Origin of the sequence: Providencia sp. JGM181, assembly GCF_018257375.1 — a bacterium.
Classification (GTDB): domain Bacteria; phylum Pseudomonadota; class Gammaproteobacteria; order Enterobacterales; family Enterobacteriaceae; genus Providencia; species Providencia lanzhouensis.
The window spans coordinates 1-14,937 of sequence record NZ_JAERJY010000084.1; the positions used below are offsets into that span (position 1 = coordinate 1).

General features: G+C 44.8%; 13 protein-coding genes and 1 pseudogene. 7 read left to right on the top strand and 7 right to left on the bottom strand.

Annotated elements, in window-relative coordinates; translation table 11 throughout:
* The 6 genes and pseudogenes from JK188_RS18105 to hemC form a co-directional block, all read right to left on the bottom strand.
* Positions 1-68: pseudogene (locus JK188_RS18105) on the bottom strand (AraC family transcriptional regulator); the annotation flags it as partial.
* A 593-nt stretch (positions 69-661) separates the two neighbouring features.
* A complete protein-coding gene (locus tag JK188_RS11520; RefSeq protein ID WP_006658197.1) occupies positions 662-892 on the bottom strand; it encodes a DUF4014 domain-containing protein in 231 nt (76 codons plus the stop codon).
* Between the two features lie 223 nt (positions 893-1,115).
* Positions 1,116-2,315 (bottom strand): protoheme IX biogenesis protein HemY, encoded by a 1,200-nt coding sequence (hemY, locus tag JK188_RS11525; protein WP_211886810.1) that lies wholly within the window; start codon positions 2,313-2,315, stop codon positions 1,116-1,118.
* 2 nt (positions 2,316-2,317) lie between these two features.
* Positions 2,318-3,583, bottom strand: coding sequence for a uroporphyrinogen-III C-methyltransferase (hemX, locus tag JK188_RS11530; RefSeq protein ID WP_211886811.1), 1,266 nt, complete (start codon positions 3,581-3,583; stop codon positions 2,318-2,320).
* 3 nt (positions 3,584-3,586) lie between these two features.
* Complete coding sequence (locus JK188_RS11535) at positions 3,587-4,342, bottom strand: uroporphyrinogen-III synthase (RefSeq protein ID WP_211886812.1); 756 nt, start codon at positions 4,340-4,342, stop codon at positions 3,587-3,589.
* Positions 4,339-5,283 carry a hydroxymethylbilane synthase gene (gene hemC / locus JK188_RS11540; RefSeq protein ID WP_211886814.1) on the bottom strand — a complete coding sequence of 315 codons (945 nt, stop codon included), beginning with the start codon at positions 5,281-5,283 and terminating at the stop codon, positions 4,339-4,341. The genes JK188_RS11535 and hemC overlap by 4 nt, the downstream gene beginning before the upstream one ends.
* A 615-nt stretch (positions 5,284-5,898) precedes the next feature.
* Here hemC and JK188_RS11545 point away from each other — a divergent pair.
* The gene (locus tag JK188_RS11545; RefSeq protein ID WP_211886815.1) at positions 5,899-8,490 is read left to right on the top strand and encodes a class I adenylate cyclase; all 2,592 of its coding nucleotides are present in this window, start codon (positions 5,899-5,901) and stop codon (positions 8,488-8,490) included.
* An 80-nt stretch (positions 8,491-8,570) separates the two neighbouring features.
* Here JK188_RS11545 and cyaY read toward each other — a convergent pair whose 3' ends face one another.
* Positions 8,571-8,888: an iron donor protein CyaY gene (gene cyaY, locus JK188_RS11550; protein ID WP_006658190.1), complete on the bottom strand. Its 318-nt coding sequence runs from the start codon at positions 8,886-8,888 to the stop codon at positions 8,571-8,573.
* A gap of 217 nt (positions 8,889-9,105) precedes the next feature.
* On the opposite strand from cyaY, the gene lptM reads away from it, so the two are divergent.
* The 6 genes from lptM to uvrD all read left to right on the top strand — a co-directional run bounded on the left by lptM (position 9,106) and on the right by uvrD (position 14,871).
* The gene (gene lptM, locus JK188_RS11555; protein WP_036948849.1) at positions 9,106-9,285 is read left to right on the top strand and encodes an LPS translocon maturation chaperone LptM; all 180 of its coding nucleotides are present in this window, start codon (positions 9,106-9,108) and stop codon (positions 9,283-9,285) included.
* A 21-nt stretch (positions 9,286-9,306) separates the two neighbouring features.
* A complete protein-coding gene (dapF, locus tag JK188_RS11560; RefSeq protein WP_181478845.1) occupies positions 9,307-10,131 on the top strand; it encodes a diaminopimelate epimerase in 825 nt (274 codons plus the stop codon).
* Between the two features lie 27 nt (positions 10,132-10,158).
* Positions 10,159-10,863, top strand: coding sequence for a DUF484 domain-containing protein (locus JK188_RS11565; RefSeq protein ID WP_211886816.1), 705 nt, complete (start codon positions 10,159-10,161; stop codon positions 10,861-10,863).
* Positions 10,845-11,774 carry a tyrosine recombinase XerC gene (gene xerC, locus JK188_RS11570; protein ID WP_132496311.1) on the top strand — a complete coding sequence of 310 codons (930 nt, stop codon included), beginning with the start codon at positions 10,845-10,847 and terminating at the stop codon, positions 11,772-11,774. The genes JK188_RS11565 and xerC overlap by 19 nt, the downstream gene beginning before the upstream one ends.
* Positions 11,774-12,490 (top strand): 5-amino-6-(5-phospho-D-ribitylamino)uracil phosphatase YigB, encoded by a 717-nt coding sequence (gene yigB / locus JK188_RS11575; RefSeq protein WP_211886817.1) that lies wholly within the window; start codon positions 11,774-11,776, stop codon positions 12,488-12,490. Before xerC ends, yigB begins: the two co-directional genes overlap by 1 nt.
* A 218-nt stretch (positions 12,491-12,708) precedes the next feature.
* A complete protein-coding gene (gene uvrD / locus JK188_RS11580) occupies positions 12,709-14,871 on the top strand; it encodes a DNA helicase II (RefSeq protein WP_211886819.1) in 2,163 nt (720 codons plus the stop codon).
* The last annotated feature ends 66 nt before the right edge of the window (positions 14,872-14,937 follow it).

Here is a 14,937-nt window from a genome sequence, read left to right on the forward strand (position 1 = left end):
GTCACATCCTTGAACATTCTCTGTAAATGCCACTTTGAATAACCCGCTCTCGCGGCAACATTATCTAAATATGCTTATAACGTTATGTTTTTAATGAATAAAAATGTTTGTCTCAGATCCGATACAAACCCCTATTTCAATGTCGTCAAAAAGAGACATTTTACTAATTGATTTATATGAAGAAATTAATAGGCATTCTAAGCTGTCTCTAAATTGAGACAAAATAGCTGAATCGAACAGAATGGGATTTGGTAAGAATGAGGTGTTAAAAAGTCACAATAAGTAAGAAATAAAAATATCGTTTAAAAGCAGGGGAGTTACGAGGTGAGAAAAGAAAAAATTGGAACGATATAAAAGTTGGCACGCATTCTGCATTATCTATTATGTAGATGCTCATCCCACTTATTATGACAGCCTAGCTTCATAAACCCAGGGATGACGCAAAGCCGATTATCGGTGCCTATTGTCCAATTTAGATGATCAAGAGCTAATCCTCTTACCATCAGCGAACGGACGAAACGTTGAGTGAGGCACCATCCGTCTGTAGACCTGATTGTTATTTACACCTGCTTCGGCAGGTGTTTTTTTTTTGTATCAATCTTGGGTTGTCATTTTCTTTCCTAACCTGATGAGCATTAGGAAAGAAACATTATCTTCTCGCTTACGCTTTTTTCTCTTTGCTTAACCACTTGCTGATCCAGCGAGTTACATAGGTATAGGCAATAATAATAAAGGTAATAATAAAGATATCTTTATTCAGATCGGCGGTATTGAAGCCAATGATCGAAATAAAAATAAACGGGGATAAAATCAGAAGTAGCAGGTCAAAAAAGATCTGTAAACGATTTTGGCTCGCTACAATCCAACGCCAGAGAGTTTTCACTACATTCATATCTTTATCCTGAATTCATTCAAAACGAAAATGTATACGATTATTTATACACTATGTGACCCTTTTATAACATAGCAATATGCGGTTTGCCTTGATTCGCTAAAAGTGAATCTCACTGCGACTATCTTTTTGAGATAAATAGTAAAGATCCAAATCATAGATATAAAAAACGCCTCGGACTGGGAGGCGTTTTAGATCAAAGCTTAACGAGTGAGTTAAAAATTTATCCCTTTGCTCGCTCTTGTTTGAGGGAGTGAGTGAGCGCCTCTTGGCGAATTTTCGCCGCTTCATTCGGTTTGTGTAGCTTGTCATAAGCATCGGCTAACCAAGCTGCATCATAAGCATCAAAACGCTGTGCCAATGCGGCTTTAAAGTAGGTTTCTGCTTTTTCCCATTGGGCATGTTGAAGCGCAAGGATCCCTAATGTGCTATTGAGTAATGGTGTCGCGCCAGACTGTTTGACGAGGCTTAACAGTGTTTTTTCAATCGCTTCAGGTTGCTCGCTTTGTAATTTCGGTATCAGCAGCAGTAAACGTTCGTCATATTGCTGCTTCAATCCATCAATTATCATCTTTTCTGCGCTACGCGTATCACCACATTCAATTAAATGTTCGGCTAAGAAAGCTTGTAATGGCACTTCATGGCGAACTTTACGTGGCTGAGCTTTCCACCAATTTTTCAAGCCATCGCTACCACCTTCAGCCATACATTGGTTCATGAGCCCTTTGTACGCTTTGAGTTTTAACGCTTCAAGCTCATCTTCATTATGTAACTGGACTTTTGCCATAATCGGCAGCAGCTCAATGAGTGCTTGGTATGCGCCGGTACCTAAGTAAGCTTGTTCAGCTAAACGTAAAATTTCTGGGTGGCGTGGTGCTTGGTCGAGCAGCTTGTCGATGCCATTACGGGCAGCATGAATTTCGCCTTCCGCCAATTGGATGCGAACACGGCTAATATCCACGGGAAGTTGATCTTTACCTGCGGCTTCAGCAGCCCTATCTAAATATTGATGGGTGCGATAACTATCCCCACGTTGCTGGGCGGCTTCAGCTGCCATCAAGTAGTTAATGACTGGCTGCTGAGAAAAATCAGCATGCTTACTCATTAGTTTCTCGACTTGCTCCAAATCACCTTCGGCTAATTTGAGTAAGGCTTTTTGCGTTTGAGTGTGCGCTTTATGGTATTTATGACCGCTAAGCCAGCCTTTTGTCCGTGAGGTGGTGCTCATAAAGCGGCGGTAGCACCATCCAAGGAATAACAGAACAAATTGCAGCAGGATAAAACACAGCACAAGGCTGGTGACGCTGGTCGTAATATCGTAGCTATCGGTACGAATAAATACATAGCCTTGGTGACCTGCTAATAGAGGACCCAAGATAATGCCCGCAATCAGGACGATAAAGAGAACAAAGACTTTAATCATGATCACCCCTTATGCTCAGGGGCGTTTGCCGCATCCGTTACAGGAGCTTCGGCGGCAACGTCCGGTTTGTCGGTTTGCGTATCTGTAGGCGTTGTTGCCTCTTCGGCAGCTTTATCCGCTTCTTTTACCGCCTCAAGCGCGGCATCCTCGGAAACGCCAGTGGGTTCTGCATTTTGAGATAACAAATTGCGTACTCGCGTTTGCATCACTTTTTCCAGCTTCGCTTGGCTTTCTAAAGCTTCAGGCATATCGGCATCAATCGGTTGATTGATTAAATCATCGAGTTCCGTCAAAAAGGCTTTAGTGGCTGGTGCGTCCACATCAAAGTAAGCGCGTACCCACGTAGAAGCTTGCTCAAGGGATTGCTTGTACGTCTCTTCTTGATAACGCGGCACGGCTTGAGCTGCGATAAGTAATTGGGAGCGAATATTTTCACGCAGATAAATATCTTGGTTTGGGGCTAGCAACGGTGCTTCGGAGCCATCACGAGCGCGCACAGTGATAAAATCGCTGGTGAAACTTTTCCAGCTGCGTGCGAGGTTATCTTTCCAGTCTGCAATATCGTCACTGACATCAGTGCCGGTATCTTCTGGCGCATCGCCATTATTTAAATCGGCGAGGCGTAAGTTATCGACATCATTACTGAGCTGATTCAAACGTAAAATAATGCCGTCATAATCAATTTGGTTGATGGCAGCTAGCTTGTTCATATCATTGGCGATAGCTTTACGAATATCCAACAAACTTGGGTCATTCATTTCCGCTAAACTGGTGTCTGCGCTTTTGAGTAGAACGGCAGCAGTAACAGGATCATGGTCATTCCATAATTTGCGACCTGCCATTTTCACCATAAAATCAGCTTGGGCAATCAGCCAGTTTTTTACGTCTGAGCTGGAGAGTGCGGTGACGTGAGCTTGTAATTCTTGCATGCGACGATTGAGTTGATCTTCATAATCACGCGCATGGTTTTTTAGCTCGGTGTTGGTCGCGATGAGCGCATCTACACGTTGTCTATCGGCATTTTGTTGTTCAACTAATTCACTGACTTGCTGTTTCAGTTGGTTATTATCATGAACCAATTGCGCATTACTTTGCTGAGTAAAGTAGTACATCCCGCCGCCCATGACGACGATAATGGCGATAGCGATCGCACTGACTGCAAGACCAGGGCGTTTCTGTTTGGATGAAGGCGTCGGCTGACGAGTCTCTTTTTTCTCTGTCACAGCTTCATCATTAACAGTGTCGGTAATTTTGTCTTGTTCCGTCATAAATTAGCATCCCATATCGGTTGAAATTAATGCTTCAAGTAAAGCGTGATTATCTGCGCTAGTTGCCACACTGACCCGACGCCACCCACTTTGGCGGGCTTTTTCTGCAATTCGTTCGCTGACAACCAGTAGCCGGCGGGAATACCACCATTGTTGCATATCTTCAGCAATCAAATCGTTAAGTAGGGTCAACATTTCACCGCTTGTCACCACAATGTCGGTGATACCCGTGTTAAACCAAGTTTGGTTAAACTCAGTTTTATCATAGTGTATAGGTCGCCTTGCGTAGCATTCGCAGTAATCAACATCTGCACCTCGAGCGCGTAATGTTGAGGCAAGGAGTTCACGACCGCCATTACCTCGAAGGAGTAAGGCACGTTTCCCCACTAAATTTTGCAGGTCAGGGTGGGTGAGTAACACCTCGCTGGTTTCTCCTGCTTCAGCCCAACGGATAATTTGTCCAGTTAGTTGCTGAAAATAGTGACCTGTAGATTGTCCTATACCATAGTAGGATAACTTATCTGACCAGTCTCGTCCTGCTTGTTCCAGTGCTAAATTTGCATACCAGACGGCATTTTTAGATAAAAGAAAGACAAGGTCGTTTTCTGATAATCCATCTAAGCGAGAAGACAAAGTATTGAGCTGTGAACCCGCTTCAATCGTAATTAAGGGAGCCGGGTAAGCCTGCCCCCCAGTAGCATTAATGGCTGTTATCAACGCGGAGCCTGATGGCTCTGGGCGAGTAACAAGGACCCTCATGCTGGTGCATTGCCTTTATAGACTTCAGTGAGAATTTCACGGGCGCCATTATCAAGCAACTCTTCTGCCAGAGAAATACCGGCTTGGATTGCGTCGGTAGGCGCGATTAAGCGTTCTCCACGAATGACTTGGCTACCATCTGGGGCTCCAACGAGCGCACGTAGCCAGATTTTATCCCCTTTCCAAATAGCATAGCTACCAATAGGCACTTGGCAACCGCCTTCAAGGCGCATATTCATGGCGCGTTCAGCAAGGACACACACGGAGGTTTTATCGTGATTCAATGCGGCGAGTAAGTCACGGGTGCGTTGATCATCTAAGCGGCACTCGATACCTACGGCGCCTTGCCCAACGGCAGGTAAAGATTGTTCTGGTTCCAGTGCAGCTTTGATTCGCTCATCAAGTTTTAAGCGTTTTAGACCTGCCACTGCAAGGATAATGGCATCGTATTCGCCGTTGTCGAGCTTAGACAGGCGGGTACCGACGTTGCCGCGTAGGTCACGGATAACTAAATCTGGGCGTAATTCTCGTAACTGGCACTGACGGCGTAAGCTGGATGTACCGACGATGCTGCCTGCTGGGAGTGCATCAATATTGGCATAATGGTTAGAAACGAACGCATCTCGTGGATCTTCGCGCTCACAAATGGTGACCAAGCCTAACCCTTCAGGGAACTCTACAGGTACGTCTTTCATTGAGTGAACGGCAATATCTGCGCGACCTTCAAGTAACGCTAGCTCTAATTCTTTGACGAATAAACCTTTTCCACCGACTTTCGCTAATGGGGTATCTAAAATAATGTCCCCTTTGGTGACCATTGGGACTAACTCTACCTGTAAGCCGGGATGGCGTTGCTCTAATTCTGCTTTTACGAAATAAGCTTGCCATAGCGCCAGAGGGCTTTTACGCGTTGCGATACGCACGATATTTGTTGATGTCATTTCACTGTTTTCTCAGGCGAATATCGCCGCAGATTAACCATACAATTGGCGTTAGTTTTAACATGTTAGCGGTAATTTTTCCAGTTGGTCGCAGAATGAGCGATATAAGAAGAATGAACGGATGAGATGTATCAAGTGAAGTTCGCTTTTTTACATCTTTTTTGTGAGCCTCTTGGAAAAAAATGACTTAAAAGAGGATCTAGATAACAAATCTCTTTAGCTATTCGTGCTTTTTTGGAATTGCAGTGGGTGATATTTTGAAGGAATTTTGTTGAAGCGTGTAAGCGCAGACCCTGCCAGCACTGGGCTGAATTTAGATTAAGGCTGCTTTTTTGTTATACAACCCATGATGGTGATATTATTCCATTGAAAAACAAGGGATATTTCTGCAATGCAAAAATAAAAAGTCTTTTTATACAATATGTTGAAAAATAATTTGTACTAAAAATAGACGGGAAAAATTATGTGATCTACTTTACCCTTTTGCTCCAAGGTGTTAAATTGATCACGTTTCCGACAATCCCTTTGAAAAGTAATTTAAGTTTTTCTCTATCTGTTGGGTGCTGGGAAAATTCCCCAGGTTTGTCATTACATTCTTTCAGTCAGGCGTAACCTTTGTACCTCTATATTGAAACTTTAAAGCAAAGACTTGATGCGATAAACCAATTACGGTTGGAACGCGCGACGGCTTCTATGAGTGAAACCTTTTCGAAGGTTTACAGCTTGTTGCCTGTCTTGTTTCATTATCATCATCCCATGATGCCGGGTTATATTGAAGGCGACGTCCCTCATGGCGTCTGTTTCTTCTCACCAGATGCAGAACAACTCAAATGGTTACAACCTTTCGAACGCTTCTTATCCACAAACAACCAAGCTAATGGTGAATTGCCAATTACAGGCATTTACTCGATGGGTAGTACCTCCTCTGTGGGGCAAAGCCACTGCTCTGATATTGATGTGTGGGTTTGTCATCCTTCTTGGTTAGATAACGAAGAAAAACGATCTTTACAGAAAAAATGCACATTAATTGAACAGTGGGCTGCCTCGCTGGGTATTGATGTCACTGTCTTTTTAATCGATGAAAATCGTTTTCGCCATAATGCAAGCGGGCATCTTGGTGGTGAAGATTGTGGTTCCACACAACACATTTTATTGCTGGATGAATTTTATCGTACAGCGGTGCGTATGGCTGGGAAACGTCTGTTATGGACAATGGTGCCTGTTGAAGAAGAGCAACACTATGACGAATATGTCATGGGGCTGTATGCTCAAGGGGTACTGACACCGAACGAATGGCTGGATTTAGGCGGCCTCGGTGAATTGTCAGCCGCGGAATACTTTGGTGCCAGTTTGTGGCAGCTATATAAAAGCGTCGATTCTCCGTATAAAGCGGTGTTGAAAAGTATTTTACTGGAGTCCTACTCTTGGGATTATCCGCACGGTAAGTTGTTAGCGTTAGAGTTTAAACGCCATTTGCATGCAGGTGAAATCGTCTGTTACGGATTGGATTCATACTGTCTCATGTTGGAGCGCGTAACCCGTTATCTGACTGAAATTAATGATTCCACGCGTTTGGATTTAATTCGTCGCTGCTTCTATCTAAAAGTCTGTGAAAAGCTTTCGGAAGATGAAGATGACCAATGTTCTGGTTGGCGCCGTGATGTGCTGTCCCAGTTAGTGGAGTCGTGGGGATGGAGCGCCGAGCGTCTGGCTGTGTTAGATACGCGTAGCCAGTGGAAAATTGAGCGTGTGCGTGAAGCGCATAATGAGCTGCTCGATACGATGATGCAAAGTTACCGTAACTTAATTCGATTTGCCCGTCGTAATAATTTAAGTGTTAGTGCTAGCCCACAAGATATTGGGGTATTAACCCGTAAGTTATATGCTGCGTTTGAAGCGCTACCCGGTAAAGTGACATTAGTAAATCCACAAATTTCCCCAGATCTTAGCGAAGAGCACCTGACATTTATTTATGTGCCTGAAGGACGTGCCAATCGTAGCGGCTGGTATCTGTATAACCAAGCGCCGCAAATCGACACGATTATCGGTCATCAACCTTTAGAATATAACCGCTATCTGAATAAGCTGGTGGCGTGGGCCTATTTTAATGGGTTACTGACTGAAAATACGCAAGTTCATATGCATCATGGCAAATCCCAATGCGATGAACGCAAATTACTGGAATTAATGCATGATGTATCGAGCCATTTCCCAATAAGATTGCCTGCTCCAACTCCTAAAGCGCTGTATAGCCCATGTGAAATCCGCCACTTAGCCATCATCGTTAACTTAGAAAAAGACCCGACACAGGTCTATTCTGAGCAGGTGGTGCATGTGGATTTCAGAAAGCTGGATATTTTCAGTTTTGGTGAGTCTCAAAAGTGCTTGATCAGCAGCATCGACCTTCTGTATCGCAATTCATGGAATGAAGTTCGTACCCTGCATTTCAGCGGTGAGCAGTGCATGTTAGAAGCACTGAAAACCATCCTCGGTAAAATGCACCAAGATGCGGCACCACCTGAAGCGGTTGAAGTATTCTGTTATAGCGAACATTTACGTGGGCTTATTCGTACTCGCGTACAGCAGTTAGTGTCAGAGTGTATTGAATTGCGCTTATCCAGCAATCGTCATGAACCTGGTCGCTTTAAGGCATTACGCATTGCAGGGCAAACATGGGGTCTGTTCTTTGAGCGTTTAAACGTCTCTGTACAAAAACTCGAAAATGCCGTTGAGTTCTACGGTGCAATCTCCCATAACAAGTTGCATGGTTGGCCAGTAAAATTACAAGCGAAAGGGGATAATCATCTTCCTGCGGTTGTGGATGGCTATGCCAGCGAAGGGATTGTGCAGTTTTTCTTTGAAAATACACCCGATAATACAGGGTTTAATATCTACGTATTGGATGAAGCTAATCGCGTGGAAATTTACTCTCATTGTGAAGGTTCCAAAGAAGAGCTAGTGCGCGATGTCAGCAAATTCTACTCTTCCTCCCATGACCGCTTTACCTACGGTGCAAACTTTATCAATTTCAATTTGCCGCAGTTTTATCAAATTGTGGAAGAAGAAGGCAAAAAGCAAGTTATTGTCTTCTCTGACGCTTCTTGGCCATTTACTGAAGATGAAGAGGATGATGAATATCCCTCGCCACCACAATTAAACCAATCTGAACAGCTAGACCATTCTAAACAGCATGCTCAATACTATTAATTTTATTATGTTGATTTTATTATGATAAAAAACAGACAGAGTAAGTTATAGACTCTGCCTGTGATTTTTGGTGTGTGTATTTAGAACGAGAATGGGAAGTGACTTTGGAAGGTAATGGCATTGCCCAACATGGACAAAAACTCTTGACCTGAGCGGTCGCAAATCCACTTTCCATCTTTATAATCATAATGATAGCCACCTTGTTTGGTTGCTAACCAGATTTGGTGGAAGGCTTCTTGTTTGTTGATGATGATTTTGCTGCCATCTTCAAAGCTTAAGGTCATGACGCCGCCATTAATTTCACTATCAATATCTGCATCGCCATCGTAATTATCTAAATGCTCTTCAATCGAGCTGAGCAATTGCTCTGCTAACTGATGAAATTCGCTATCGTTCATGATGTATTTCCTGTTTATACTTTTATTTAGGCGAAATTATAGGGTTGAATGTATTCGAGGGTCAAACGGCGCACATCTTACTTGTGAGATGCCATTTGAATTATTTAACGTATATAATATTAATATGTTTGATAAACAGGCGTGATTTGAAAAGCGACACCTGTTACTGTGTGAAATATCAGATTGCAAAATTTAGTCTTACAGGCGAAACATCATAATGAAAAAAAGTTTATTTGGACTTAGCGCACTTCTCGTTTTATTCACCCTTTCTGGCTGTGGCTTAAAAGGGCCGTTGTATTTTCCGCCTGAAGACAACGCAGCGGCGCCTGCTAAATCTGACGTGCAACCTAAAGCTCCAAGCAGCTCGAACCAAGAGCCTGCTGCGACCAAACAGTAAGCCTCTGCTATGGAACGTGAATTGCAGTTCTCAAAAATGCATGGCTTAGGCAATGATTTTATGGTGGTGGATGGCGTCACACAGAACGTCTATTTTTCACCTGAACTGATTTGCCGCCTAGCGGACAGGCATACCGGCGTTGGTTTTGACCAGCTTTTACTGGTCGAAGCCCCTTATGATCCTGATCTCGATTTCCATTACCGTATTTTTAACGCAGATGGTAGTGAAGTTGCACAATGTGGCAATGGAGCGCGCTGTTTTGCCCGTTTTGTCCGTTTAAAAGGTCTGACAAACAAACAGAAAATTAAAGTGAGCACCCAATCTGGGCGTATGACTCTCACAATTAATGAAAATGATGATGTTTGTGTGAATATGGGCGAGCCTGATTTTGAACCGCAAAACGTCCCTTTTCGTGCCGTGAAAGCGGAAAAAACCTATATTATTCGAGCACAAGAACGTACAGTGTTTGCGGGTGTTGTCTCGATGGGAAATCCGCACTGTGTGGTGCAAGTGGACAGTGTCCAAACCGCAGAGGTAGAAGTGTTGGGTCCTGCATTGGAAAGCCACGAACGCTTCCCTGAACGTGCCAACATCGGTTTTATGGAGATTGTCAGCGCAGACTATATTCGCTTACGTGTTTATGAACGTGGTGCGGGGGAAACCCAAGCGTGCGGTAGCGGTGCATGCGCCGCAGTTGCCGTGGGTGTAGGACAGGGCTTATTAGCTAACCGTGTTCGTGTCGATTTACCGGGCGGTTCCCTCGATATTAGTTGGGAAGGTCCCGGATCACCGCTGTATATGACAGGGCCTGCGACCCATGTTTATGATGGAGTGATCCAAATTTAATCTTGATTGAGTGGAAAGAGGGGAATAATGGATAAGCCTGAACAAGTGCCTGAGATTGCTCAGTTAATTGATGAGCAAGATGTGGTGCAATATTTAAAACAGAACCCTTATTTCTTTATTCGCAATGCGTCTCTTGCTGAACATATCAAGGTTCCTCATGCCGTTCAGGAGGCTATCTCGCTTCCTGAATTGGTGATGAGTCGTCAACGTCAGAAAATCAAAAATCTCGAACAGGATATCCGCTTTATGGTGGAACAAGCCCACGAAAATGGGCAACTGTTCGATGAGCTTCTTTATCTCGTCATTGAAATGTCTTCCGCAAATAGTTTGCGGGAGATGCTATTTGTGCTGAATCGCTGGGCTAAAAAGCTCGGGCTATCAGGAGCTTCTGTACGCTTATTTAGCGATAGTTGGCGATTATCTGCGCCATTGGATGCCTACGAATTAGTGCTCCCACGCCGTGTTTTTGAACCGGTACGTATTCAGCGTTTTGGGGATAACCTCAATTATCTTGGACGGCTAAATGGCCCTGAACTCCAACTTTTACTTCCTGAGGCTCAAAATGTGGGCTCAGTAGCGATTTCGTTGTTTGGGCATCATGGGGAATCTGGCATGGTGATATTTACCAGCCGTGACCGTGAGCACTATCAACAGGGTATGGGCACAGTCATGCTGGAAAAAGTAGCTCAAATTCTACCGAGGTTATTATGTCAATGGATAGAACGCCTGTAGACATTCAGCCAGAAGGGCTGATGATTCAAGTAGAAGCCTTTTTGCGTTACCTCCGCGTTGAGCGCCGGTTGAGTCCAGTCACGATAACCAATTATCGTCGTCAATTAGGTGCAGTTTGCCAAATTTTAGGTGAACTGAAAGTGAGCCAATGGCAGCAGTTGGATATGACGATAGGGCGCAATATTGCCGCGAAGAGCCGTCGAACAGGCTTGCAAGCAGCGAGCATGGCATTAAGGCTTTCCGCACTACGTAGTTTTTGTGATTGGATGGTGCAGCAAGGCGAGCTACCGGCAAACCCAGTTAAAACCATTCATGCCCCTAAAGCGAAAAAACGTCTACCGAAAAATATGGATGTGGACGAAGTTTCCCAACTGTTGAATATGGACAGTGGCGACCCGCTCGTGGTGCGAGACAGAACCATGCTGGAAGTGATGTATGGCGCGGGATTACGTCTCTCTGAGCTGGTTGGTTTGGATGTTAAGCACCTTGACCTCAATTTAGGCGAGGTCTGGGTGATGGGGAAAGGCAGCAAAGAACGTAAAATTCCCCTAGGAAAAACGGCAGTGAGTTGGCTAAAACGCTGGCTTGAAATGCGCGAATTGTATGAGCCTGTTGATGGCGCGGTATTTATTTCCACGAAAAGTGGTAAGCGTATCTCGAATCGCAATGTGCAAAAGCGGTTTGAGCAGTGGGGCATTAAACAAGCGGTAAATAGCCATATAAATCCCCATAAATTACGTCACTCTTTTGCAACTCATATTCTCGAATCAAGTGGTAATTTACGTGGGGTACAAGAGTTATTAGGTCATGCTAATCTCTCTACCACCCAAATCTATACCCATCTTGATTTCCAACATCTCGCTAATGTTTATGATGTGGCACATCCGCGAGCGAAGAGGGAGAAATCTTAATGCACTTTTACCGTCCGTTATCACCCATCAAAGCAATGACGTTTGATTTGGATGATACGTTGTACGACAACCATCCCGTGATTGATAAAACGGAAGAGGAAGTTTTACGGTTTATTCGTGAATATGACCCGCGTTTTCATCATTTTACGAATGATGACATTTATGCATTTCGCTATCTAGTGGAAGAACAAGAGCCAGATATTCGTCATGATATTACCCGCTGGCGCTGGTTATCGTCGAAAATGATGCTGTGCCACTATGGTTATAATAAAGAGGATGCCCTCAAAGGTGCGGATGATATTATGGCGCACTTTACCTACTGGCGTAATCAAATTCATGTCCCGCAATCCACCCATGAAACGCTAGCAAAATTAGCCGAAAAATTACCGCTGGTGGCGATTACGAATGGTAACGCCGAGCCGCAAGCGTGTGGGCTGGGGCAATATTTTCAGTTTGTATTAAAAGCTGGGCCGGATGGGCGCTCTAAGCCATGCTGCGATATGTATCATCTTGCTTCTACGCGTTTGAATATCGAGCCAGGCGCTATTTTACATATTGGAGATAATTTGCTGACCGATGTAGAAGGGGCGATTAATAGCGGTATGCAAGCCTGCTGGTTCAACGTGGACCATACGACGTTAATGGATGAGAAAGAAGGGCGCATATTGCCTCATGTGGAAATTTGTCGGTTGGATTCTCTCCTGTCATTGGTATAATCCTTTCTCTGTATAAAAACACAGTGGTGGTAGCCACTGTTAAACCATTTCCAAACCAATCAGGTTTGAAATGGTTGTTTAGGTTTATGAAAATAAACGAGGAAAATCAAGTTATTGATTTTCGCCTGATAACACAAAGAGGGAAAAACCACGCTTTTCTCCCTCTTTGTCAGTAACCTCACAGTGGTGGTAGCCACTGTCTTGCTTTGATGGTAACTATGGACGTCTCATATCTGCTCGAAGGTCTTAATGACAAACAGCGCGAAGCGGTTGCAGCCCCGCGTACTAATTTACTGGTACTTGCAGGCGCAGGTAGCGGTAAAACCCGTGTGTTGGTTCATCGCATTGCGTGGCTTATGTCGGTGGAGAATGCTTCCCCATTTTCGATTATGGCCGTGACGTTTACCAACAAAGCCGCCGCAGAAATGCGCCACCGTATTAATCAGTTAGTGGGTGCTAGCGAAGGCGGCATGTGGATCGGTACTTTCCACGGTCTCGCGCACCGTTTACTTCGCCAGCATTACTTGGATGCGAATCTGCCGCAAGATTTCCAAATTCTAGACAGTGATGACCAGTACCGTTTGATTCGTCGCCTGCTTAAAGCCATGAATCTTGATGAGAAGCAGTGGCCGCCTCGTCAGGGAATGTGGTACATCAATGGCAAAAAAGATGAAGGGCTACGTCCCCAGCATGTTGAAAGCTATGGTAATCCAGTTGAAGCGACATGGCTGAAAGTGTATCAAGCCTATCAAGAGGCCTGTGACCGTGCAGGGCTGGTGGATTTTGCCGAATTACTGCTACGCGCTCATGAGCTATGGCTGAATAAGCCTCATGTTTTACAGCATTATCGCGAGCGTTTTACCAATATTTTGGTGGATGAGTTCCAAGATACCAACAGCATTCAATATGCGTGGATCCGCGTGTTAGCGGGTGAGACTGGCAAAGTGATGATTGTCGGCGATGATGACCAGTCAATCTATGGCTGGCGTGGCGCTCAAGTTGAAAATATTCAGCGTTTCTTGAATGATTTCCCCGGTGCAGAAACTATCCGACTCGAGCAAAACTACCGTTCGACCAATAATATTCTGAAAGCCGCCAACACCCTGATCGCCAATAATAGCGACCGCCTAGGAAAGAATTTATGGACGGAAGGCGGTGATGGCGAGCCGATTTCCCTTTACTGTGCCTTCAATGAGCTTGATGAAGCTCGCTATGTGGTTGGACGAATTAAACAGTGGCATGAAAATGGCGGTGCGCTGCAAGATTGTGCCATTCTTTACCGCAGCAACGCCCAATCTCGTGTGATGGAAGAAGCGTTGATTCAAGGCGCGATGGCATACCGTATTTATGGTGGTCAGCGCTTCTTTGAACGCCAAGAGATCAAAGACGCATTATCCTACCTTCGATTAATTGCTAACCGTAACGACGATGCCTCTTTTGAGCGTGTGGTAAACACACCAACACGAGGCATTGGTGAGCGAACGCTGGATACGGTTCGCCAAACTGCTCGGGATCAGCAACTGACATTATGGGAAAGTTGTGAGTACTTACTTCGCGAGCAAGTCCTGGGAGGAAGAGCGGCAAGCTCCATCGAGCGTTTCTTAGAGTTAATCGACGCATTAGCGAAAGAAACCCAAGAGATGCCACTGCATGTGCAAGCTGACCGCGTGATTAATGACTCTGGTTTGCGTGCGATGTATGAGCAGGAAAAAGGTGAAAAAGCCCAAGCACGAATTGAAAACTTGGAAGAGTTAGTTAACGCAACACGCGATTTTAGCTATCAAGATGAAGACCAAGATTTGATGCCATTGCAGGCATTTTTATCTCATGCGGCATTGGAGTCTGGGGACGGTCAAGCGGATGCCAGCCAAGATGCGGTGCAATTGATGACGCTACACTCAGCGAAAGGGCTGGAATTCCCTGTTGTGTTTATGGTGGGTGTGGAAGAAGGCATGTTCCCAAGCCAAATGTCGATGGATGAAAGTGGGCGCTTAGAAGAGGAGCGCCGTCTTGCCTATGTGGGGATCACCCGCGCTATGGTGAAATTGACGATCACCTACGCTGAAAGCCGTCGTCTTTATGGCAAAGAAGTTTATCATCGTCCTTCTCGCTTTATTGGTGAGCTACCGACGGAGTGTGTGGAGGAAGTTCGATTAAGAGCCACGGTTTCCCGCCCTGTCAGCCATCAACGTCTTGGCACACCGATTAGCCAAAATGATTCTGGCTATGCGTTAGGGCAGAGAGTGATGCACCCTAAATTCGGCGAAGGCACGATTATTAATCTCGAAGGTAGTGGGGAACATTGTCGCTTACAAATTGCTTTTCAAGGGCAAGGGATTAAGTGGCTGGTGGCGTCTTATGCGCGGTTAGAAATGTTGTAGATCTAAATTACATATAGCACCGCAAAGGACTGTGGTGCTAATTAAAAATAAATCCAAAAACTGTCT